We start from the raw sequence: 22,229 nt of genomic DNA, 5'->3' as shown, positions 1-22,229 counted from the left end.
TTGCAGGGCCAATCGATGGGACGAGTGTTGAGCATCCCCAACGGTGCGAACGGCGCAGTCGGTGTCCTCGCCTGGCCGGGTCGGTACTGCTGGAACATGTACTGGACGGATGCTGAAGTCGCGGCGCTGTTCGATAGCGGTGTGCTCTGATTAGCCTCACTGTTGCACCGCCGGCAGCACCCAACTCGCCAAACGCGTCAAGTTGTCAGGACCGTAGTCCCCCATGGATAAGCTTCATCCATGGGGGACTACGACAGATGGGGCTGACGCAACGGCAAACCCATAGAGAAAGAATTCTTGCAGTCTTGTCCGAAGAGCCGTCGGGCAGCCTGCGAAGGTCCGAAGCATTGCAGCGCCTCGCCACAGGGTTTTCTTGGTCAGTTGAAGACAGCGTGTCTCCCAAAACTCGGCCGTGGGAGACGAAATGGGAGAATCGAGCCAGTTTTGAGCGAGCCGAAATGGTTCGCGCGGGGCTGCTGAAAGGCGACGAGCATGGGCTATGGACGCTTTCGCCTGCCGGCTGGGCACAAGCACGAGAAGCACGCAGCCGGAACCAACCCGGTTTCGGTGATGAATACCTACGGCGAGAAGAGATGTGGAAGGCTCTGTTGGCTGCTGGTGGTCCGCGTGAAGTGAGCGCAGGACTGATCCGCGACTTAGGCATCTACGCGGGAGCCCGAGGCATCTATGTGAATCAGGAGCGGACCAAGTCTCCTATCGCTCCAGACGGGATAGCGGTGTCTTTCCTCCACACAGGGGGAAGTTACGCTGATGACCTGACTGAAGACGGCGCTATTTACCACTATCCGAAGACGAAACGTCCAGGACACGACAAATTTGAAGTGTCTGCGACGAAAGCCGCCTATCGGTCTGGCTTGCCGGTGTTCGTGATTGCACCAGGAAAAACGTTATCCAAACGCATCGTCTACAGAGGGTATGTCGAACGCTTCGACGACGAGCTGGGCGCCCTGCTCATTACTTTTACAGAAGATGAACTTCCCCCTCCGCCGCCTGAGGGAGAGGACGAGAGCCCGTTCACGCTGACGGACGAGGCCTCCAAACGGACATACAGTTTGAGACAAAATCGGCCCAACCAGGGTCGATTTGCGATGAAGGTTTTTCAGCGTTACGGCAGCGCTTGCGCCGTCTGCGGGCTCGACGTCTATGGCCTCGTGCAGGCCGCCCACCTTAGGGCCAAGAAGCGAAGCGGTAGTGATGATGAACGCAATGCCCTACCGTTGTGCGCGAACCACCACCTCGCTTTCGACCGGTTCCTGTGGGCTATAGAACCAGGGACTTTGAAGCTGGCGAGCCGCATCAGCGGCCCTGATCTCAGTGAGTTGGGAATTTCGAAGCCTGATCTGACACACCTGAAAAGCACACCGCATGATGCCGCGGTCGTTGACAGTTGGCAGGAGTGGAACAGGGGGCAAGGCGAGAATCTCTAGACTCCTCCAGTGATAATTCCGTCTGCCGGGTATTGGATGCCTTAGGACGCCAGAAGGAGGGCGCCTGTGCGGCGCCCTCCTGAGGGTAGACCATCGTTAGGTGCTGTGTGTCTAACTCGTCGTGATGAAGGTCTTGACCTCCATGATTTCGATGAGGTAGCCGTAGGCGGCGTTGCGGGTCTGGCTGGTGTTGCTCACGGACGTTCCGGTGACGCCTTCGGGACCGTACTGCTCGATCAGGATTTTGCCTACCCACTCGGGGTTCTTGCGGCTCATGACGGGCCCGTTGAAGGTTTCGTTGCCTGATTCGTCCTTGACGGAGATTGTTTTGCCGAGCCTGGCGACGGCGTCCTTCCATTCGGTAGCCGTGGTCCAGTCAGTTTTATTGAACCGGTAAGTCATCCAGAGGTCCTTCGCGATGCGGAAAAGCGGATGGATGAGGATGTTGCTGATCGCGAACGTATCGTTGCGGGTCTGCATCCTCAGCTCGCGGCTTGCGCCAGCTTGGACGGCAGGAAAATGGGCTGCGTACTCCTCGAAGAAGTTGGCAAAAAACTTCTGCAAGTCCTTGTGTGCGCCGGTCTTGCCGTTTTCGTCCTCGAGTTGGCCAAGGAGTTTCTTGAAGTGGTCGGCAGCGCCTACGAGGGTGTTGTTCGTCCAGAGCTTGCGGCTGTCAGTCCCGATGTTGTTGGAGTGCATTTCGATTTCAGTCTCGTCGAAGATAGGCGAGATCCGCATCAGTCCGTCGAGAATGAAGCGTCTGCCCGGGGTCTTCAGCGGGTTGAGGGCGTTGCCAACGGCTTTCTGCGGCGCCCGGGCGTCGAAGTTGAACTGGTCATACAGGAAGCCCTCCTCCTGGGGAGCCAGGTTGTAGATTTCGAGGAAGATTGTGGCCTTCTCCGGGTCAAAGCTCTCCAGCATTTTCTGGATCTCAGCCTGCGGTACTGCCTTGTCGTTAACTGTGACCTGGGTGGGAACACGCTTAGGGTCCGAGGACCACTCCCACAAGATGTAGTGCGCAAGGTGGCGGTGGGCAGTGTCGGGGATGGTGATCTCGGTGAAAATCTTCAGGTCATGCGTGGTCGGGTCGTACTCCGGGGCGGGTTCGGCCGGGTCTTTGCGTGCGTTCCAGATCAGGCTGGCGGAGAACAGGGCGCCCGTCAGGTATTTGACGGCCATCTCTTCCGAGCGCTTGCGGTTGATCTGCAGAGCCTTGTCCGTGATCGGCAGGAGTACGTGGTAGGCGTTCGGATCGTCTTCGACTTTCTTGAAGCCGCGCTGGTACTTGGGGGAATACCGGACGACCGACTTGCGAAGCAGCTTCGCCAGGGTGGCGACGGTAATCAGGGCGCGGTACACCCGGCCGGTGCCGGGCATCTCCACGAAATCGCGGACGTCACGGACGACGACTGCGCTGCTGATGTCGTTGGGCTTGTCACTCATGAGAACTTCTTCCCGGCCTAGGCGGCCATGCTGTTGCTGTAGAGGTGCTGCAAGTACTGGAAGGACCACCGCTCTATGCGGTGGCGACTGGATGCAAGGTGCAGATCGATGCGGTCCTGCGTGCGTTGGATGTAGTCGGTCACGTCCTGGCGTGAGCGTCCGTCACGGATTAGTCGGCGGGCTATTTCATCCTCTTGAAGCAAGATCACCCCTAGGGCCGGGGCGATCTGTTCCAGGACGGCTATCGATCCAAGAATGGTCTTGGGTGATTCGCTGACCACTACTTCCAGCGCCACCACCGGCAGGCCACCGAGCTGCTCCCCGTGTGCTGGCCGTGTCAGCCATACCCCGTCGGACGGGAACCGCCTTGAGTAGGAACGCCGTGTCCCGAATCCATGGCGTTCGCCCAGGATAAGAAATTTGTCTTGGGCCTCCTTGTGGCCTTGACGCATATGCCTTGCCCTCCCTGACGTAACCGCCGGTGCTGATGTTCTTAGTAAAGCACCTACAGCACATCAGCGCAAGTACTAAAGGACATCACGACAGACATCATGGCACATCATGCCACGGGTGAATTCGCAGGGTCCCTTAGGCTCAGGAAGCTGAAATGAGCCAAAGGGAGGTACAGACAGATACATGTGCCCGAGGATTTTTAGCACACGTTGGGGGAAGAAAGGCCGGTGATCTCTGGGCTGTATCCGGCAGGGCAGAACTACTTCAAGAACGTAGGCCGGCTGATCACAGCACGGAATCAGGCCGAGGAGATCGCCGGCCACGCATTGCTCTCGCCATCGGAGTCGGAGGACGAGGACGATTAGGGGAATTCGAACATCACAAAGAGCACCTGAAGTGGACGTCGTCGTGCAGCAACTCCGGGAGCAACTTTAGAGACCGGTCCTTGTAACTCTGCACGTCTTGGGACGACTGGCACCGGACAGGTGCCGGTGGTCCCGCCGGGAGCACCTCGAAGACCTCAGGTGCTGGTGCTTAAGCGGGTAATAACTGCCGGCTAACCCCGTTCCAGCCTGCTACGAACTTGCTGAGCCGGGATCGTTGGAGGACGAACGGAGGGTGGACGCTCACCGGCCGGTATGGGGCGCCCGTTGCCTATACCCGGTACTGGGAAGGATGCGGAGCTGATGCGGGCTGCTTTCCGGGCTTCATTTTCCTCCCGCCCTTCATGTGCGGATGCATCGTTCTGCGGTGAAGGCGGTGAGTTGCGGATGAAGGAGGTGCCCTCCTGGTAGACCAAGTCCATGCCGGAGTTGTGAATCAGGTTGGTGAGATCTTCACCGGGGTCAGAGGGGAGTAGGACCGTGCATCGGGCCGGTGGTGGATTGATGTGTCGGCGGTAGTCAAGGAGTTGTCCGATGGCGAGGCGGACATCGTTGCGGGACACGCTGCCTTTGGCTTCGTACAGTTCACTCTTGTCGGCGTCCCACGTATCGGTGAACAGCGGACTGGCTTGGCCCTCGAGGGTGATGCGAAGCCTGCCAGGTCGGCCGCCCGTCATCTGCAAATGACGGTGGAAGGCATCTTCGAGGGACCGCTCGCGGCGCACGCCCACGGACTCCTCCTGGGCTGCCCTGGTGAACGCGCCGGTATTGGAGGCCTCGGGTTCGACCGCCTCCACTCCGGTTCGGGTGGCAAGTTCCGGGGTGTAACTTTCGGTGTGGGTACGGGGAGCAGGTGACGTCTCAAGTCGTTTGAGTCGGAATACGATTGCAGATCGTGTTGCGCCGCTTGCGTCCGGACTGTCTTCACGGCGCCAGGGCGCGTCAGGGTCAACGACGAACTGGCCCATGTAGCGGTGCGTGCGTTCCCGGCTGTCATTTCGGTACCCGTCAGCGACGAAGAGGTGCACCTCCCGGCCTTCGTCGGCGGCGTCGCGCAGCACCCGGTTTCGTCGGGTAAATTCCTGGTCCCCGGCGGAGCCTTCGCCGGTGTAGAAAAACGTCTCGAGGTTCTCGTTTTCCCAACCATCCCAGGTATACCCATACTGAGCACCCGGGGTCGGGTCGGAAAACAGGAACATATAGCGGCCGCCAGCCGGAGTAAGCATTCCGCCTTGAATTCCTCCGCCATAAGCAGCATTAAGGTCCTGGCGGGTGACGATGTCATCAACTTGAAGATCCAAAGGCATGGAATCGACAGTATCTGACGAGCCGGCGGACGCGGCGTGATGTGCGCGAATCCTTCATCTACTCACGCTCGGCCATCAGGGCTAAACAATTGCCGTTACGGGCATCATCGAAGCCCTGATACCTATCAGGACGGCCGGGAACTTGTCTTCCGGAGGGGTATGCACCTCAGAGTGGTGGACGTACTCGGCAGAAGTCAGTTTCTTCGGGGGCCCCTGTTTGGTACTCCATCATCGCTCGCCAGCTGCATGCTCAGTTGTTGCGGCGGACCTTGTGGCAGAAAACATGAGAGCCGGCACCTGCCGGTTCCTTCAGACGGGACCCAAGTTTCCCGGCAGGGACGACCCGCAGGCGGTGGGGGTGCTAGAGCTCCGTGAGGTCCATCTCGTATCTGACCTGCTTGAGCCGTTGAAGTGGCGCCGGGAACACTTCGTGGTCACCTCGGACGGCATTTCGGGGGCCAGTATCGTTGACAGTCTCGCGGAGCATCTCGACGTCAGCTGGTTTGCTCCCGAGGGGAAACCGTTGATCCGAATCAGACAGGAATTCTGACCTAGAACCAGTGATGTATAGCCGTCTCAGGCAACGATCTTCGGTCAGACCAAGGGGATTGAGCCGGGCAACCAGATCACAGGCCTCGGCGTCACGAGGGCCGCGGCCTTCATTGCGCCAGCGCGAATGGAGGGTCACGGTATCGTCGGCTATCGTTCCCAGACCGGCAACTACCCGTCTTGTCATCTCAGCTGTACCAGGAATAGCCTCTTCGTCCGTGAAGGCGGCTTCGTCTACCAGGGCGCTGATTTGCGCCTCCCGCAGTTCCCAATCGCAAAGTGTCGCGGCCCATTCATGGGGGAGCAGTTCACGTAGGCGTTCAAGGCCGGTGACTTCTTTGTGCAGAGCCAGGAATTCTTCGGCAGCGCGTTCAATAACGGCGGGGGAATACCTGACGTTAACCCCTTTCCACGGAAGCCATCTGCCCTCGCGTGCCCACTCCAGAATCTGGACAAGTCTCTGGGCTGTCTCCCATCGTGCCTCCTTTGGCTGGCGTTCCGTTCTGTAGTAGGACGAGCACTCAACCATAATGAACTCGAAGGTTGCGTCACCCACCACGTCTTGCTGCTGGATGCGCGCTTCCAATTCGCCGGCGGCCTTCAATAATTCCAGCACTATGTCCTCACCATGTTGTGACCGGACTGCCAGCGTGCTTGCCTCTTCACGGAGTTGCTCGCGCATTTGCTGCCGTACCCGGGTGGCAAATGCGGCTTTCTGCAGAGCCTCCTTAGTTGCCTGGGCGGCTTTCTCCAGAGCCTCCTTAGCTGCCTGAGCTGCTTTAGCTTCGGCTATTCTTGCCGCGTTCTGGGGTGCTGATTCCAACAGCATCCGGGCGGGGGCATTTCGCGGTGTGACATCGCCATAGATCGTGTAGCTAAAGAGAGAAACGCCCGCAGTCGAGGCGTATTCGATGGCTTGTTTTGTGAAGCCAGAGAGAGCGAAAAACAAGGCATGTTCTGAGCCGTGGCTCGCGCCCTTTGCCTTTTGGATTTCAGGGGCACCAACCGGCGAGGCGTAATGTTTCACTTGGGCGGCAGCCGTGGCAGAGCGGACGTCAATCCCACCATCGGCTCCGCTGCGGGTCAGCGCGACTGCTTCCAATTCGAGGGTTCCACGCATGTACCATGCGGCCAATTCTTCGGCATCCCGCCAGTCATAGACGAGAATTTCTTTCGTATGCCGCGACGAACGGAACGGGCTAGTCATGGAGAGAGCATACTTTCACCCCACGTCACTTACAGCTTGAGACTTCCGCTGCAATTTGACGCCTATAGGAGCATCATGGGCACGGCAAAAGCTAACTCCTTCGGGCTTTTCCCGCACACATGATGGACGACGGGACCCACCTGACCGGCTGCACACAACCGCTGGCTCGCCGACTCCGGTTACCTCACCGTCCTGTAACCGGCGATCATGCACCGCCTCCGTGCCGGGGGGAGGGCACCCGCAAAAGACCGGATTAAGCCGGACAGGTGATGCTCAGCCCGGAACGTTCCTGGGGTCGTTGCCGTAACTGTTCTTGCCGCTGATCTTCCCGTCCTCATTCTTGATGACGTGCTCGACCCCGTCACGCCTGGCGGCCTCCCTGCCCTCGGCAACAGCCTCAGACTTCGTGCCGTAACCGGCGCCGAACGAGTGGTCAGCGAGGCGGGCGGCCCGGACTTCGTCGGTGACGTAGGACAGCGGGTTCCACCACCAGGTGGGTTTCTTCCAAGGCGACGGCCTGCGGGTTTTGGTGCTCCCTGGATCTCGAGCTGGAACCTCGTTGGGTGCGCCCGGACGAGCACCATGGAGAAGTGCACAGCAGGCGTTGTACGCCGCCGGATGCCAGCGCCAGGACGTGACTTTCAGCAATGGCCAAAGGACCGAATTATTGACCGGGGTAGTCCGGAGAAGATACACCCCCAGCGAGGTCGAGAACATCATCCTCGAGGGCTTGAAGCCAGCCGAGGACGACGCGGCCGCATAAACACCCTTGCCGGGCGGAACCACACCGCCCGGCAAACCCCCGGCCACCCACCACGCAAGGGCCAGGAACCTTCCAGAAGTCGGGCGGTCCGCCGCCCAGGGCGAACCACAGCAGCCACTCACCAGCGGCGGACCGCCGATCAACGCACCACCAGGTGCCGCGCTGCCGGAACAACGACGTCCACTGGGCAGCTGCAGGCACCACCCGACAACATTCAGCTAGCCTGAATCCGTAGATTTCCTTTGCCGAGGAGAACGCAGTAGGGCCGGCTCATTTTGAGCCGGCGCTTGTTACTGCACTTGCAGTTCCCGCATCTGAAACTTGGACTAGATCATTCTGGAGCGGGCGGACTTCCACCGTGCACGTGTACCACGGTTGGCTGCAAATGCCTTGTAGGTCTCCGCTCTGCTTTCCCACATTGCGGCAGCAAATATCGACAACCGTTGACCTGCAAATCCAAGCACTACCGAGAACATAGCGACGTAAAATGCCCAAGGGTGCAGGGACCACTCGTCCATTGACGTTGTACTGAACAAAAGAGCCAGTGACGTTCCGAGGGCGCCGCCGCAAACGAGAACTATCCCTTCTCCCAGAAGCCCGCGTTGTCGAGCAATACTGGCCGCGAGCCATGCATAAGCTTTGGCCTGCTCTATGCTCATTTTGTGCCCAACGGGTTTCGGCCAACGACCGAAATTGTGTGATCCATGTTCAAAACGCCAGAGAATCGAGCGATCCCAATCTTCAAAGGGAAGCTTTCGCCAGCCCCTTAGTTGTAATAGAACAGGGGTTGCTCCAACTAGGGTCAGTTCGGTCGCGAGGGCAAGAATAACAGCCGTGACTAATGGGATCAGTAGAAGCTCGATCGTCCAAGCCAATATCAGATCCCAACCCTCGTCGTAGAGAGCATATTCGTCCCAGCCGCTAAAGAACAGTTGCAGCCCAAAGGTCACTAGAAGAAAGCCTCCGAATAGGAGGCGCGGACGATGGCCCCGCCAGGGAATCATGGGTATCCAGCGCCTAGCTGTTTTCAAGGGTTCCAACAGAACAGTCGAAAGATAGCCGAGACCCAAGAAATAGCTGCCCATCCAAAGCAGGAACACGTAGCTGAAATTGCTCTCGATCCAAAAAAGCAGGTACAGGGACCTGTAACGGCTTAGTAGCATCAACATGCCGAGCATTAGCATGGCCAACCCTGCCGGCATCATCAGCCAGAACAGGCCGACAACGAGCGCAGTCGACCTTAGATAGAGGGTCGGGTAAGTCGGTGCTTTGTCTTGGCGGGGCTGGCTGTTCATAACTAAAGATATGAGGTCTGGTGCCCTGAGTAAACGCTACGCATTACAGCGGCGGGCCGCCGATCAACGCACCACATAATGCCGCGCTGCCAGGGACAGCAACGTTCACCTGTCAACCACGGGGCCCGCCGACCACCGACAACACAGCTATGCATTTCCTTTGCCGAGGAGAACGCAGAAGGATCGGCTCATTTGAGCCGACCCTTCTTGTCTCCCCGCGCGCCGGAGCGCCAGGGTGTGGATTAGCGATCAGCCAGGGACGTTCCGCGGATCGTTGCCGTAACTGTTCTTCGAGCCGATCTGGCCGTCCTGGTTCTTGATCACGTGCTCGACCTTGTCCGTCTGGGCAGCTTCCCGGCCTGCAGCTTCTGCTTCGTCCTTGGTGTCGTAGCCGGCACCGAACGCGCGGTCGCTACCTTCGCGCTTGTTCTTCCACGAACCGTCTTCGTAGTACGTCTCAATATCGCCCTGAGCCACTGCCCACTCCCTCTGCCGTTCCGAATCCTGCATCTGCTGCCCACATGTGGATAGCGAAAAGCCCCGCAGCACGAGTCGTAAAGCGGGGCCTCCCTGGCAACCACTCCGCCTGATGGGGGACAGGCGGAGAAGCTGACATCAAACCTAATAGAAAGCATGCTTACCTTTCAAGTTTGCCGCGCCGTCGCCCGTAAGCTATGCCAAAAAGAGAACTCATTGGGGGAGAGTATGGGCCAGTCGATAGACACTGACCAGAAACAGCAATTAGCGGCCTGGAACAAACGCTGCGGGATCCTATGGCTTAAATACTTCGCCATCGTGCTGGCCCCGATATTTCTGCTGATGTTCCCGTTCGTCCAGGTGCTCAACTACTTTCTGGACGTAACGCGCCCCCTGGTCACGGGGGAGATGGTCTACGGCCAGTCCGGATACTACGAGTACCAGGCCGCAAAGGACCAGGCACTGATTATCCTGGCCGTCCTCCCTGTTCTCGCCGCAGCCCACTATTACCTCTGCAACCGCTGGTGCAATAAGGCAATCCGCGCCCTCGGACTGCCGCCCGGAGACACCACCAGATGGAACCGCTGGGTATTAGGAAAGGCGCAGGACTCTTAGAGACAGGCCGGGAACGTTTCCCATGGTCCACACCATGCGCTGCCGACGCACCATCCGCTGTGGGCGTTCTTCCTTCAGTAGGGACGACACCTATTCAGCACTCCCACTCCAGCCGGGTACGCTCATCACCTCAACTCCTGGGGATTTCTCAGGCACAGGGGGGCTGGACATTGGGGAACCTGCGGGGATGACCACCGTCGCCGGCGGCGCCACCCACCGTTCGTCTCCGTGGTTTAGGCCCGCACGAAATTGCATATTTTTTGAATCAAAAAGGCTCCCAAAAACCTCTAAAATACGCGGTAAAAGCACTGTTCATTCAGTTGAATGATTGCTAGAATTGAAGTAGCAAGTCAGTCAGACGAACGAAACTCATTTGATACGAAACCAGGTGCTGAAAATGACTGCAACACCGACCGCTTACACGGTTTACACCAAGCCCGAGTGCCCGAACTGTGAGAAGACGAAGGACTACTTCGACTCCAGGGGCATCACCTACACGGCCGTGGACATCACCGAGGTGCCAGCAGCGCTGGAGTACATCACCGCCGAACTCGGCTATTCCCAGGCGCCCGTTGTCGTGAACAACGCTGACGACGAGGACCACTGGGCCGGCCTGCGCCGCGACAAGCTTGTCCAGGCGGCCATGAGTCACAGGGCAGCGTGAGGGCCGTGACCACCCCGCGCCCGGTCGTCGGGTACAAACTCAGCCCGCGGATCCCGTTGGAGGTGGACCTGTTCCGGCAGGTTAACCCCAGCGGCAGGATCTACCCCGACGTTGTGGAACCCTACGTTGTGGAACCCGCCATTGTGGAACCACTCAACGTGGACCTGTACGACGGCTATGCCGTCCCAGACGAGGGAGCGGATGACCGGTACCTTGAGGCGATCAACGGCGCCCCGCTTGGGGAGGGCGGGTTCTGGGACGCGCACACTGCGGACCAGTACCAACCCAACGATCTCACCCACGAGGAACCGGGTGGGACCGAAGCTCAGAACGAACCCGCAACACACACCGAGAACATCACCAGCACACGAGGAAAAGGAACCATCATGGCCGGCGAAACGACGATTACTGTCATTGGAAACCTGACATCAGATCCGGAGCTGCGCTTCACTCCGAGTGGGTCGGCCGTAGCGAACTTCACCATCGCATCAACGCCCAGGACGTTCGACCGGCAGTCCAGCGAGTGGAAGGACGGGGAGACATTGTTCCTCCGTGCCAGTGTGTGGCGGGAAGCGGCTGAGAACGTGGCGGAGTCCCTGACTAAGGGCATGCGCGTCATCGTCACCGGCCGGCTGAAGTCCCGCTCCTACGAAACCAAGGAAGGCGAGAAGCGCACCGTGATCGAACTCGAAGTGGACGAGATCGGCCCCTCGCTCCGGTACGCGAACGTCAAGGTCGACCGCAGCCAGCGGAGCACCGAGGGTGGACAAACCGGTGGTGGTTTCGGCGGCCAGGGAAACAGCGCCCAGGGCTCGCAGTCAGCCCCGCAGGATGACCCTTGGGGTATCCCGGCGACCAGCAACGCCGGCGGCGGTTGGGGCAACGGACCCGACTCCGAACCCCCGTTCTAAACCGTACAACTGTCGGGGTCAGCAGATACGCTGGCCCCGACAGGGTTTACACCCACCCTTTGAGATGACGGGACCAGAATGGCCGAGAACTTGCCCACCGTTGAAGACATTCGGGCCCGTGCTTTCGCGCTCCTGGGAGATCCGGAAGACGAGCTTCGTTCCGATTGGCAGCCCGGGACCGGGCCCACTGCGGAACAAGGCCGCGCGGCCAGTGAAGCCAAGCAAGCCATCGCGCAGGCTAAGGCTGCCCTCGACCGCGCTGCCCGCTGACAGAGACGGAGTAAAGGACACACAATGACGCACGCCGACGACCTTCGCGCCTGGGCACGAGGCACCTACACCACCGAGGCCGCGACGGAGCTGCTGCTGCGGGCTTTCGGTGGCCGCTTCGCCGCTCCCGGCAACCCCTGGGTCCATGCCAAGACCACGACGCCGGAGGGCTACACAGAAGGCCCCTGGATCGACTTCGAATCGATTCCCGGAGAGGTAGGCGTACTCTCCGGTGGGGAGCGCCGTTTCCTGCTCCTGGCCGCGTCGCTGGCCGAGAATGTGCCCGTGGTTCTGGGCGACCTCGTAGCGGGACTGGACAGGGAAAATCTTGACCTTGTGCTGGCTGCGATCGCGCATGCCGGCGGCAGTCACCAGCACTCCGATGTCCGCCTCAACGACGACGGTTCCATGTCGCTGGGGAAGGGTTACCTGGACAGTCTGCACCCATGGCCACGGCTCCTGCGGGCCGTGCAGTGACGACTATGGCGTGCTGATGGCGAAGCCGAAGAAGATTGCGGCGTTCACGCCCTATTACACGGAGGAGCAGGCGGGTCAGGTCCGTGCCGCTTTCGTCGCCGCCGGTAAGACCGAGGAGGGTGATGCGAGCGTCTCGGATTTCATTGTCCGGGCGACAATGCGTGAGGTGAAGAGGCTGCAGCGAAAGTACAACGGTGGTAAGCCGTGGCCGCCGGTGAAGGCAGGCGAGCTGCGGCGCGGGCAGAGAACGATGGATGAGATGCAGCACCGGAATGAGGACGCTTAGCGATGGGAAAGCCGACCGAAGAAGTGAACAAGGCTGCCGTGCCGGCGGCTTCGCCGTTCCCCAGGATGCTGACCCTGGATGAGGTTCAGGAGGTCTTGAACCTGGGCAAGCCACTGGTCTATGCGCTGGTTAAGAGCGGTGAATTGAGGGCTGCGCAATTCGGCGGCCGTGGCATCTGGCGGGTGCGGCAAGACGACTTGGAGGCTTACATTGAGGCCGCCTATGAGAAGACGGCAGAGCGCATCGCATCTGGACAGATCCCGGACGGCGACGCCCCGGGCGAGAGCTAAATGACGCGGCCCTGACAAGCGTGAAGGCCGGCACCCATCGGGTGCCGGCCTTCGTCGTTCTGGTGGGTGTTTGTGATACCCCCGATGAGCGGTTGGTGCCATTGCCTGGATCACGCGCGAGCGGGGGGGACTAGGGGGCGATGAGCGCCGCCCTGCAGCTTGTCGTTGTCACCGCCAACGACCGAGCCGGGAGGCCACCCGGGCGCCTCGAAAGCCGCCGGTCGACCACGGCTCCTTGCCACCCAATGTCGCTGAATGGATGCGTGTTGTCCCTGCTGGAAGAAACCCAACCCCCACAGTGGGTGGGCCGGCGACGGCGGTCTTGGACCATGGGGAAGGGGGCCGTTGGTGATGCCAGCGTGCCTAGGCTGTGCACATTCGCCGGACCCGGCGGTGACATACGCATCCCTGGTGTCCTGGCGTTTGTGTGCAGCCGGTCAGGTGGGTCCCGTCGTCCACATGGGTGCGGGAAAAGCCCGGAGGATTTAGCTTTTTTGCCGTGCCCATGTGGACGAGGGGCAAGCCTACTCAGCCCCGGTAACCTCGCCGTCAGAAGACGGGAAATCATCGGCCGCGGACCGGGTGGTGGCCACTTTGCGGCGGCGCGTGGCGGCGCCGGATTCGAGCCCGAGTTTCTTCAATTCCTCCGGGCTCCACCCGTCCCTGGTGGCGCGAACGTAAGCGCGCTTGTCGTCGCGTTCGGCGTCGGCGAGCTGTTCGCGGAGCTCGGTGATGCGCTGCCTGGTCTTGACCAGGTTCGTGACGGACTCGATGCGTGAGTCCAGGAGGGCTCGGGCCTGGTTTCGGGTCTGTTCAATATCGATGGTTGGCATGCACCCACGGTAACCACACAGGTGCCCGTCTTTGGTGGAGCGACGCGCAGCCGCGGTCCAATTCCCGACCCGATAAGCGTCTGAGGTGCGGAAAAGTGGGTGAGCCGCTCTCGGCGGAGCAAGCTGGAAACTTAGCCGGGCTAAGTTCGTGTCGCTCCCGGAAACTGCGTTCCGGTCACAGCAGACTGGTGTCTGGTCCCGGGGTTTCCGGGTCGCTGCGCTGGCAAGGTAGGGGAGGGGCGGAATAGGTGAGTGAAGGCAACGGCTTCGCCGGGTGGAAGTCCCGCCGCCGCCGGGCGAACGTTGACGGGGGCAGGATGCACCGTCACGAGGTCAAGGTCAGCCCCGAAGAAGAGGCCCAGCTGTTGGCCCTGGCGGAGAAGCACCGCGTCACGATCCCACGGCTCCTGATCGAGGCAGCGTTGAACGAGGACAGTGAAAGTCCGTCGGAGCGGCGTGATCAGTTCATGCAGCTGTCGAACCTGCAGCGCCTGATCGGATCCGTGGCGAACAACATCAACCAGATCGCCCGGCACGCCAACTCAACAGGGGAAGTACCGCCTGACGCGGCGCCCGCTATCGCGCACGCCAGGAGCGTCATCATCCGCATCGACCGCCAGCTCGCTGACATGGCCGGCCGGTGATCCTGCCGTGATTCCGAACATCACCCAGGGCGACCGCATGGCGGGCCTGATGATCTACCTCGCCGGGCCGGGACGTGCCAACGAACACGAGGAACCGCACCTCGTTGCCGGCGACGCTGCGCTCATGGCCTGGCATGACGACAACGAACTGAACCGCGACGCTGCCCTGGACATCGCCAACGCCCTGGACCGTGCCAAGCAGTTCTACAAAACCGAGGTCGACGGCGGCCACGTCTTCCACTGCTCACTGAGCCTCGCGGCTGAAGAAGGCCAACTCACTGACGAGCAGTGGGGCGCCATCGCCAACGACTTCATGAAGGACATGGACTTCACCGAGGACGGCGGAAAAGCCCCGGCCCGGTGGGTCGCCGTCCGCCACGGACTGAGCAAGAACGGCAACGACCACATCCACATCGTGGCCAGCATGGTCCGCGACGACGGCACCAAATGGAACAGCTGGAAGAGCAAGTACAAGTCCCAACAGGTCGCCCGGGCACTGGAGAAAAAGTACGGTCTCACCGAACTCGACGCCGTCCGCGCCGAACGCGGATACACCCCCGCAGAACAAGCCAAAGCCACCCGCCAGGGATTACCCGAGGTTCAACGTCACAGCCTCGCCCGCAAGGTCCGCACCTGCGCGACAGCATCAACGGACGAAGCAGAATTCGTCCGCCGCGCCCGCCAAGAAGGCTTGCTCGTTCGGCCCCGCTACGCGGCCGGCCGAACCGACGTCGTGACCGGATACTCTGTTGCCGAACGGCCACGGAAGGGGGAGCGGGCCGTCTGGTTCGGCGGTAACTCCCTGGGACGCGATCTCGCCCTCCCGAAGCTCCGCAGCGACTGGGAAAGCACCCCCGAAACTGCCACCGCGGCAGTCGCGGAATGGAACGCCGCAGCACGCAACCGCCGACCCGTTGCACCCGGCAGGGAGACGCTGCAGCCATCCGCGGAACTGTGGAACAAATACGCCACCGACATCAGCGCTCTCCGCGAGAAACTGGCCAACACCCCGCACAACGACCACGCCGCCTGGGCGCAGGCCGCCCGCGAAACCGCAGCCGCTTTTGGTGCATGGTCAAAGCGCATCGAAGCCACCCCCGGGCCACTCGCGGATGCTGCGCGTGAGCTGTCCAAATCAGCCCAGCTCCGCCGCTACCCGAAACGGCCGGCGGTAGCGCTGCCGTCGGTACGGGGCGCGACCATGATCCTGCTGGCGGCCACATCCAAGAGCGAACGGGCAGCCTACGCGCTGATGTTCCGGCAGCTCGCTCAGACCGCCCGGGCCATCCACGACATGCACAAAGCCACCGACGACCTGCGACGTGTCCGCGGTCTAGCGGCAGCGGTGACCGCTGCCAGCAAAGCTGTCGAAGCCAGCGCCACAACCCAGACCATCAAGGCGCAGCCCATCACCATGGACGCACTGCGGGAACAGCACCCTGGAGCCAGCGACGAAGCCCTCCGCGCGCGGCTCATCGCCGAGCGGAACCGCGGCGGCTCACCCCTCCCGACGACACTGACCAGGGCAGAAAAAACACTGCAGCAGGCCGGAACCACGGGCCCGCAGGGACCACAAATGGACAACCATCCGAAACCAGGCATCGAGCGATAGGGGAGAAGCATGAGCGAAGCAGACGGAATGGACGAAGCAGTAGACGGCGCAATGCGTACCGGGCTAATGGTCGCCGCCCGCATCGGCGAACAACTGGCGCGAATGCGGGAAGAAGAACAACGCAACATCGCCGCCGCAGAAGAACAACGCGCACGGCAACTGCAGGAACGCTTCGACGCCCAACGCGCTGCCGCCCGCGCCCAGCTCGCGCCCACCGCCAGGGATGACTGGTGGGACAAAGCCACACCCGACATGATCGAACAAGCCCACCAGACCGCCACCGCATGGAAGGCCTACGACCCCGAAGCCGCCCAAGCAGCAGAACACTTCCGTGAGCAGGTGAAGGCCCACTACGGCATCGACGTGAACAACACAGGGGCCGACGAAGCATCCGTGTCCGCAGCCCTCACCCAGGTACAGCAAGCACGTACCCAAGCCGAAAACGAACGGACCAAAGCCGCAGCTGCACGCACTGATGAAGCGGTTGCCGGGTCTGCGGTGGCCGGCGCCAACAGGCAGGACAAGGCAGCACAGAAGACACAGGAGGAACCGGGTTACGATTCCGCGGAGCGGCGTCAGCAGTTGGCGGAAAGCCTTGAGGGCAAGGGCGACCGTGAAGCGGTCAACTCCCGACTCCTCGCGGACAAACACCAGGGCACGCCCGCGACTGCCGCAGTTGCCCAAAAACCTTCTGTTGCTAAGACGTCAAAGATGGCCAAGCTAGCGGGCAAGGGGAAGACGCTGGAACGCGGAGGACTCGAACGTTAGCTGTCGCGCGCGGCCGTTTATGCCGAGAAGCCCAGGCGTAGGTAGGCCCTAATCAAGGGGGAACCGGAGGCTTTTACGGAGGAGGCACCGGGGTGTCGCAGAAAGCCTCGCAACGTCGGCAACCAAGTTTGCTGTTACATGCCGGTCAGTCCTGGAATGCATCTGGGCGCATGTCTTCCAGGTCGAGCTCCAAAGCCAGCTTTTCCTGGTCGGTCAGTAACCGCACCGCCCGCTCGTACAAATGCACGCCGGCGGCCCAGTTGTCCCAGCGGCCATCGCTTTTCACCACGCCAGTCCTGGAGGCAAAGGTCCGGACAGCAGCAGCAATCAAGATCGCCGTGACCACTTGGTCGTAGGGCTTATTCTCCGTCTTACAGAAGTCACTCATATCCGGGTAACGGGACGGATCGGTGCCCCTGAGGTGGAACGTCTCATAGCTTTCACCGGCAGCTTCAAAGCCGTTCAACCGGATGCCCGTGGTTTCGTTCATCACAGGGAGGCCTTGGCCTCTTGGACCGCAAATGGTCACGGCTGACGCGGAGATGATCTTGCCGGCATCGGCGAGTACATCGACTGTGGCCCTCAGCCCCGGAAAGTAATGCGTATATCCCATGATTCCCCCTCTTCAGTCCTTCCCACGCATCTCTGAGGCGCCCCCCGCGTAGTCATGGCCGGGAGCGATCCTATCCGTCCTACAAGAGAGTAGAAAGAACCAGTTCCGCCCGACGGCGACGGCTCCGCCCGAGTTGATCAGGCGCGGGGGAGTGCTGGATGAGTTCGCTTGGCCTGCGCCTTGGTTCAGGGGCCCCAGATCCCTTGAGTATCCCAGGACGTGGGCGGCTAGCGGCACTCCAGCCCATACAGGGAGAGCACATAATTGAGATCGGTGTCGTCGCGGTGGATCTCGGTTTCCGTTTCGAGTTCGACGGGGTCAGGTCCGAGCCGGTCGTCCTGTCGGCGGAGCCAGTACGCCCAGCAGTGACCACCACCGTATTTGGAATGTGCCCGGACACCGGCAGCATAATTGGCATCGTCAAGAACCTGGTCACGCAGCCATTCGGCGATGGCTGTTGTCGCGGCACGGTTTTCTCCAGCCAAGGTGGCCAGGGTGACAGTGCCAATGCCGAATGTGTCGTCGAGCTGCTGCCCGAGGTGCCGGTTCAGGGCGGCGATCGACTCGGCCGCTGTCAGGTCGATCCATCGGATCGGTTCGTTGACCCTCAGGGTGTACATGAGGCGTCCGTCCCTCCAGTTGGCCGGCAGCCAACCGGGGACCATATTTCCGTTCCTGGTCCAGTCGTCCTGGATCATCCTGCGGGCAGCTTCGACAGGAATGTTGAACTGTCTGGCCGCGAAGGCCACCGCGTCGCGGAATTCCTTCCCGACACGGGCCATGGCCAGCGTCTCCGCGTACGCTGTGCGGCGGTCCCCAGCGAGGTACATGGTCGAACCCGGGGTATCGAAGCGCGACCACGAGGAGCGATCGACCGCTCCTGCGCTTCGCGCCAGCGGATTCATGGGTCCATATGATGACTTGGCAATCCGGTATCCAGTAACGGGCCCTTCCAGATAGGCCAGGCCGGTACTGGAACAGACTCCCGTCAACCGGAGAACCTGTCTTCAGTCATCGCCGTGGCGGCCGCCATGACCTCCTTGGCACGCATGTCCTTGATGGCCTCAATGGGGGAGACTTCATCCAGCCAGGGATTGGCACCGACAAACCACAGCCGGGCCACGTGTTCGCCCTCCACGCTGGAGACGACAGTCCAGGCGCGGTGTGCGAGCTGCAGCCGAGCCTGCGCCTCAGGCCGAGGCTCAGGCCCATCGGTGCGAGCCCAGCGGTAGCTGATCTTTGGGTCCTTGCTGCCAGCCAAAGCAGCCACCAGCGTGGCACCGAGTGCACTGTTGAGCTGCCGGACAATCTCGCGGATGCCCAGCCGTGCCGTGCCGCTGTGTGCGGTACCAGCGTCAATCGAGATACTCACAATGCCTCACTCCTTCCGGTGCTTCCCATTCTACCGGCAACCACCCCAAGGTTCCACTAAAAAGCCACTAAAGAGCTACTAACTCAACGCCGGAGGTCCCGCCTTCTGTGTCTGGCTAGGGTCTAGACGATGCCCCAAGGGCATGTAAGAAAGCTCTGCCCGACTCTATTCTGACGCCATAACGCTTAGTCGCCGGACGTCAGGTTGGGGTGTACCAACCCTGTCGATGCAGGATCGGTTGTCGACGGCAGGGTCGGTTGTCGAGGTCAGGGTTGAGCCGGTCCGATGGATAATCGAGCAAGACATCTCTGCGTAGGCTTTTGCGACTCGCCGTGGGGTATCCACTAGCCGCGCGCGCCAGACCGACGGATTCAGAGGCGATGCCGCGACCAGTGCGACGACCTCCGGATTTCCCGACCCGCGTCGGATCTTGATCAGAAGGTCGGTGCCGATGTTTCCCGACCAGATGATCGCTGCTACAGTGCTCAGCGAACCGCTTGGAGTGATAGTCGTCACCGCCTGAGCATGTTCCTACTCTGGCCCCGGGCCCTCCCGGGTCGTGTCACTGAATTGCAAGGAGTCGACAGCGAGACTGAGACGGTCGACCCCATGCATGGCGTCTGCTGCCCTAACCAAGGTCAGGTGTGAGAATGCTTGCGGATAGTTTCCGGCCATCCGCTTTTCGTCGGTTGCGTATTCTTCGCTCAGCAGGCCGAGGTCGTTGGCGAGCCCCACGAGTTTGTCCATCAAGGTCTTTGCCTCCATATGTCGACCTGTACGTGCGTACTGTTCCACGAGCCAGAATGAGCACGCGAGGAAAGGATGTTCACCCGGCTCCAGGCCATCAACGCCGCTCTCTGTTCGGTAGCGCAGCAAAAGGCCGTCATCGGTAAGGAGTTCCTGTTCCAGCCGGGCAACTGTACCGAGCATGTGCTTGTCGCCGTAAGGAAGAAAGCCCACCTGGGGCATGACCAGCAGCGCCGCGTCCGTTTGCCGTCCACCATAGGTCTGAGTGAAGGAGTCGATGCTTCGGTCGAATCCCTCGCGCATGATCTCTTCACGCAGCCGGTCACGGAGATGTTCCCATTTCCTGGCATCTCCGTGTAGTCCATGGATCTGTACGGCCCGTATCCCGCTGTTGAAAGCGGCCCACATCATCACCCTGGAGTGGGTGAAGTACTGTGCGTCACCGCGCATCTCCCACAGGCCGAAGTCCTTATCATCAAAGTGTTTTTCGACGAACCCCAATAGCGCCCGCTGGAGGGCCCAAGAGAAGTGGTCTTCTTTACCGCCGGCCATGCGCAGTCTTTCCAGGGCCACCATCACCTCGCCAACAACATCAGCCTGGAACTGCGACACTGCCGCGTTTCCAATGCGCACAGGCCTGGAGTCTTCATAACCAGGGAGGTGATCGAGTTCGCGTTCAGGGAGTTCCCGTTCTCCACCTACCCCGTACATGATCTGCATCTGCTCCGGATCGCCGGCCAGGGCCCGAAGGAGCCAGTTCCGCCACTGCAGCGCCTCGGTTTCATAGCCGTGGGTCAGCATCGATTCCAGCGTCAACGCGGCATCGCGCAGCCAGCAGTATCGGTAGTCCCAGTTCCGTGTCCCACCAAAATCCTCGGGAAGGGACGTCGTGGGTGCTGCGACAATGCCGCCTGTTTCAAGATGCGTTAGGGCTCGCAGCACCAGCAGCGAACGCTTTACCGCACCTCCGTAGGCACCGTCCTGCCGACAGTGGCTTCCCCAACGGCTCCAATACTCGGTGGCTTCCTCTAAGGCGGCATCAACGTCAGTTGCTGCTGGCAAGGGGCGGTGCGAGGGGAACCACGTTAGTTCGAAATCCACCGTCTCACCGTGCGAAATGAGGAATTTTCCTTCATGCCCGTGCGCATAGGCTTGCGGAAGATGAGGTCCTCTCAGAGCGAGTGCATCCGGGCCGGCCATGGCCAACAGAACAGGCGTCGCAGTCGGCCCGCTGTCACGGACACGACTCACCCAAGGCAGGACCGTTGCATATCCTGGCCGAATCCGAAGTTCCTGGCGCATTTCAACCCGGCCTGACAAGCCAGTAACCCGGCGCACAAGGGACGAACCGCGATCCCCTAGCGGCATGAAATCCGTAACCAAGACGCTGCCGGTGGCAGTATTCCAGATGGTTTGGAGGACAAAAGTGGAGTCAACGTAATGCCGATCGTCAACGACGGCGCCGGGTTCGCTGGGAGCCAATAACCAGCGGCCGTGCTCATCGGACCCTACAATCCGGCTAAAGACGGACGGTGCGTCAAAGCGCGGGAAACAGAGCCAGTCCACGCTGCCGCCCCGAGATATAAGGGGCCCCGTTTGGAGATCCGACACCAACGCATAATCTTCGATCAGTGCAGCCATGGCGACACTCTTTCACATATAGGCCAGTACCGCCCCATGTAAATTCAGTCCGCTTGGAACCACTTTAGCCGCCTATCCCTCGTGCATTGGGCGCGAAATTTCCTACTCACACTTGTGAGTGAGCGCTTAGTAGTTTACCTTGAGGATGTAAGTCCGGCTCGGGGTACAACGATCCCTCCCGGCTCCCGGTCACTGTTCGGATCACGTCTAGAACTGACCGGACACATCCCCATCACCGTATTCATTTCTGCCGTTGGAGGCTGATCGCAGGATGCACACTGCCATGCTTAAGCTCGACCACTTCAGTGTCGAAGCAGACGGGGCCTCGAGCACCGTCACCGAAATTCTGCCTGAGTGGCACAAACACCAGCGCTTTGGGATTGTCATCCAGGAGCCCATGGGTCACGTCGGGGCCGGATTGTTGAGCCAAGCTGCCATCGCGGCGTTTTTCGAGGATCTGTTCAAGAACTCATGGGCCGACGTGCCAGTCCCGAACGAGGACCTGCCCGGTCCTTCCCAGTACCCCGGCACGTATCCGGAGATCTACGCGTTCCACGTCGGTCGTCGCCACGGCACGCTCAGCCCCGCTGACTTTGTGCCGAATTATAAGGAAGTCCTGGTCGAGGCCGATCCGATGCGGGTGCTGCAGGAAATTAATGGTCGTGGCATCACCATCCTCGCCGTCCCCGAGGGGGAGGAGAGGACTCACAAGTTCTTCTGGCCCGAACACCGGGCTTTCCTTTGGCGGACCGAGTGTGTGCTCAGCTACAGCGCCAGCGGGCGGGTGGCAGACCCGGACATTTCCATCACGTCGCTGCACGACGAGCCCGAGGCCAATGTGGACCGCCTGCTTGACCCAATGGAAAGCGCCGCGCCGTTTCGTGTAATCAACCCCGAGCGGACCAAAGTAGAGGCAGAGGGCGTGGTGTTCGAGGGGGACACCCTCGACGACCTCCTGCGCTGGACGGCCGATATTGACATGCGCCACCACGACGTCACGGAAGAAGAGCGCGCTGCGGCGGCCGCCGCCAGAAACGCAATCCGGGTCAACGGGCGATCCACCGAGACCTACCGCCGCCGCGATGCAAACTACGCCCTCAGACGACTCGTGCGCTAACAACACCCTCGGACGCTTCCGTCGTACGCCCGACTTTTGAAAAA

24 protein-coding genes are annotated in these 22,229 nt (G+C 60.8%); 12 read left to right on the top strand and 12 right to left on the bottom strand.

The annotated features are described in order from the left end of the window. Positions 1 to 257: 257 nt before the first annotated feature. Complete coding sequence (locus ACQ3DC_RS15735; RefSeq protein WP_430752676.1) at positions 258 to 1,448, top strand: HNH endonuclease; 1,191 nt, start codon at positions 258 to 260, stop codon at positions 1,446 to 1,448. 111 nt (positions 1,449 to 1,559) lie between these two features. Here ACQ3DC_RS15735 and ACQ3DC_RS15730 read toward each other — a convergent pair whose 3' ends face one another. Next, the gene (locus ACQ3DC_RS15730) at positions 1,560 to 2,891 is read right to left on the bottom strand and encodes a DNA sulfur modification protein DndB (protein ID WP_430752675.1); all 1,332 of its coding nucleotides are present in this window, start codon (positions 2,889 to 2,891) and stop codon (positions 1,560 to 1,562) included. A gap of 17 nt (positions 2,892 to 2,908) precedes the next feature. Further along, positions 2,909 to 3,187 (bottom strand): hypothetical protein, encoded by a 279-nt coding sequence (locus tag ACQ3DC_RS15725; protein WP_430752674.1) that lies wholly within the window; start codon positions 3,185 to 3,187, stop codon positions 2,909 to 2,911. 384 nt (positions 3,188 to 3,571) lie between these two features. On the opposite strand from ACQ3DC_RS15725, the gene ACQ3DC_RS15720 reads away from it, so the two are divergent. Continuing rightward, a complete protein-coding gene (locus ACQ3DC_RS15720; protein ID WP_430752673.1) occupies positions 3,572 to 3,709 on the top strand; it encodes a hypothetical protein in 138 nt (45 codons plus the stop codon). A 191-nt stretch (positions 3,710 to 3,900) separates the two neighbouring features. On the opposite strand, the gene ACQ3DC_RS15715 is transcribed toward ACQ3DC_RS15720, so the two are convergent. The 5 genes from ACQ3DC_RS15715 to ACQ3DC_RS15695 form a co-directional block, all read right to left on the bottom strand. Beyond that, positions 3,901 to 5,034 (bottom strand): hypothetical protein, encoded by a 1,134-nt coding sequence (locus ACQ3DC_RS15715; RefSeq protein WP_430752672.1) that lies wholly within the window; start codon positions 5,032 to 5,034, stop codon positions 3,901 to 3,903. 361 nt (positions 5,035 to 5,395) lie between these two features. Beyond that, positions 5,396 to 6,790 (bottom strand): restriction endonuclease, encoded by a 1,395-nt coding sequence (locus ACQ3DC_RS15710; RefSeq protein WP_430752671.1) that lies wholly within the window; start codon positions 6,788 to 6,790, stop codon positions 5,396 to 5,398. Positions 6,791 to 7,063: 273 nt separating this feature from the next. Next, positions 7,064 to 7,510, bottom strand: coding sequence for a DUF2188 domain-containing protein (locus tag ACQ3DC_RS15705; protein ID WP_430752670.1), 447 nt, complete (start codon positions 7,508 to 7,510; stop codon positions 7,064 to 7,066). Positions 7,511 to 7,879: 369 nt separating this feature from the next. After that, positions 7,880 to 8,848 (bottom strand): hypothetical protein, encoded by a 969-nt coding sequence (locus tag ACQ3DC_RS15700; RefSeq protein WP_430752669.1) that lies wholly within the window; start codon positions 8,846 to 8,848, stop codon positions 7,880 to 7,882. Positions 8,849 to 9,097: 249 nt separating this feature from the next. Beyond that, positions 9,098 to 9,325: a DUF2188 domain-containing protein gene (locus ACQ3DC_RS15695; RefSeq protein WP_430752668.1), complete on the bottom strand. Its 228-nt coding sequence runs from the start codon at positions 9,323 to 9,325 to the stop codon at positions 9,098 to 9,100. Between the two features lie 228 nt (positions 9,326 to 9,553). On the opposite strand from ACQ3DC_RS15695, the gene ACQ3DC_RS15690 reads away from it, so the two are divergent. From ACQ3DC_RS15690 to ACQ3DC_RS15665, 6 genes are all read left to right on the top strand, one after another. Continuing rightward, positions 9,554 to 9,940 carry a hypothetical protein gene (locus tag ACQ3DC_RS15690; protein WP_430752667.1) on the top strand — a complete coding sequence of 129 codons (387 nt, stop codon included), beginning with the start codon at positions 9,554 to 9,556 and terminating at the stop codon, positions 9,938 to 9,940. A 397-nt stretch (positions 9,941 to 10,337) separates the two neighbouring features. Beyond that, positions 10,338 to 10,604: a glutaredoxin family protein gene (locus ACQ3DC_RS15685; RefSeq protein ID WP_430752666.1), complete on the top strand. Its 267-nt coding sequence runs from the start codon at positions 10,338 to 10,340 to the stop codon at positions 10,602 to 10,604. Positions 10,605 to 10,609: 5 nt separating this feature from the next. Further along, positions 10,610 to 11,515: a single-stranded DNA-binding protein gene (locus ACQ3DC_RS15680; RefSeq protein WP_430752665.1), complete on the top strand. Its 906-nt coding sequence runs from the start codon at positions 10,610 to 10,612 to the stop codon at positions 11,513 to 11,515. Positions 11,516 to 11,809: 294 nt separating this feature from the next. Continuing rightward, positions 11,810 to 12,262 (top strand): ABC transporter ATP-binding protein, encoded by a 453-nt coding sequence (locus ACQ3DC_RS15675; protein ID WP_430752664.1) that lies wholly within the window; start codon positions 11,810 to 11,812, stop codon positions 12,260 to 12,262. A 16-nt stretch (positions 12,263 to 12,278) separates the two neighbouring features. Beyond that, positions 12,279 to 12,548, top strand: coding sequence for a ParB family protein (locus ACQ3DC_RS15670; RefSeq protein WP_430752663.1), 270 nt, complete (start codon positions 12,279 to 12,281; stop codon positions 12,546 to 12,548). Between the two features lie 2 nt (positions 12,549 to 12,550). Beyond that, the gene (locus ACQ3DC_RS15665) at positions 12,551 to 12,838 is read left to right on the top strand and encodes a helix-turn-helix domain-containing protein (protein ID WP_430752662.1); all 288 of its coding nucleotides are present in this window, start codon (positions 12,551 to 12,553) and stop codon (positions 12,836 to 12,838) included. A gap of 524 nt (positions 12,839 to 13,362) precedes the next feature. On the opposite strand, the gene ACQ3DC_RS15660 is transcribed toward ACQ3DC_RS15665, so the two are convergent. After that, positions 13,363 to 13,671 (bottom strand): hypothetical protein, encoded by a 309-nt coding sequence (locus tag ACQ3DC_RS15660; protein ID WP_430752661.1) that lies wholly within the window; start codon positions 13,669 to 13,671, stop codon positions 13,363 to 13,365. A gap of 248 nt (positions 13,672 to 13,919) precedes the next feature. Here ACQ3DC_RS15660 and mobC point away from each other — a divergent pair, with 248 nt between their 5' ends. The 3 genes from mobC to ACQ3DC_RS15645 are packed head-to-tail and all read left to right on the top strand — an operon-like array spanning position 13,920 to position 16,695. Beyond that, positions 13,920 to 14,315 carry a plasmid mobilization relaxosome protein MobC gene (gene mobC / locus ACQ3DC_RS15655; protein WP_066435253.1) on the top strand — a complete coding sequence of 132 codons (396 nt, stop codon included), beginning with the start codon at positions 13,920 to 13,922 and terminating at the stop codon, positions 14,313 to 14,315. Between the two features lie 7 nt (positions 14,316 to 14,322). Beyond that, positions 14,323 to 15,927, top strand: coding sequence for a relaxase/mobilization nuclease domain-containing protein (locus tag ACQ3DC_RS15650; RefSeq protein WP_430752660.1), 1,605 nt, complete (start codon positions 14,323 to 14,325; stop codon positions 15,925 to 15,927). A 9-nt stretch (positions 15,928 to 15,936) separates the two neighbouring features. Beyond that, positions 15,937 to 16,695 carry a hypothetical protein gene (locus ACQ3DC_RS15645; RefSeq protein ID WP_430752659.1) on the top strand — a complete coding sequence of 253 codons (759 nt, stop codon included), beginning with the start codon at positions 15,937 to 15,939 and terminating at the stop codon, positions 16,693 to 16,695. A 145-nt stretch (positions 16,696 to 16,840) separates the two neighbouring features. Here ACQ3DC_RS15645 and ACQ3DC_RS15640 read toward each other — a convergent pair whose 3' ends face one another. The 4 genes from ACQ3DC_RS15640 to ACQ3DC_RS15625 all read right to left on the bottom strand — a co-directional run bounded on the left by ACQ3DC_RS15640 (position 16,841) and on the right by ACQ3DC_RS15625 (position 21,068). After that, positions 16,841 to 17,185 carry a hypothetical protein gene (locus tag ACQ3DC_RS15640; RefSeq protein ID WP_430752658.1) on the bottom strand — a complete coding sequence of 115 codons (345 nt, stop codon included), beginning with the start codon at positions 17,183 to 17,185 and terminating at the stop codon, positions 16,841 to 16,843. Between the two features lie 350 nt (positions 17,186 to 17,535). Then, positions 17,536 to 18,213, bottom strand: coding sequence for a hypothetical protein (locus ACQ3DC_RS15635; protein ID WP_430752657.1), 678 nt, complete (start codon positions 18,211 to 18,213; stop codon positions 17,536 to 17,538). 83 nt (positions 18,214 to 18,296) lie between these two features. Then, a complete protein-coding gene (locus ACQ3DC_RS15630) occupies positions 18,297 to 18,680 on the bottom strand; it encodes a hypothetical protein (protein ID WP_387551306.1) in 384 nt (127 codons plus the stop codon). Between the two features lie 531 nt (positions 18,681 to 19,211). After that, positions 19,212 to 21,068 (bottom strand): glycoside hydrolase family 15 protein, encoded by a 1,857-nt coding sequence (locus ACQ3DC_RS15625; protein ID WP_430752656.1) that lies wholly within the window; start codon positions 21,066 to 21,068, stop codon positions 19,212 to 19,214. Positions 21,069 to 21,351: 283 nt separating this feature from the next. Between ACQ3DC_RS15625 and ACQ3DC_RS15620 the strand changes: the two genes are divergently transcribed. Beyond that, positions 21,352 to 22,185 (top strand): hypothetical protein, encoded by an 834-nt coding sequence (locus ACQ3DC_RS15620; RefSeq protein WP_430752655.1) that lies wholly within the window; start codon positions 21,352 to 21,354, stop codon positions 22,183 to 22,185. The last annotated feature ends 44 nt before the right edge of the window (positions 22,186 to 22,229 follow it).

Origin of the sequence: Paenarthrobacter sp. NEAU-H11, from assembly GCF_050573415.1 — a bacterium.
GTDB lineage: Bacteria > Actinomycetota > Actinomycetes > Actinomycetales > Micrococcaceae > Arthrobacter.
The sequence above is the reverse complement of the archived record's forward strand: the minus strand, read 5'-3'. Positions and strand labels throughout refer to the sequence as shown.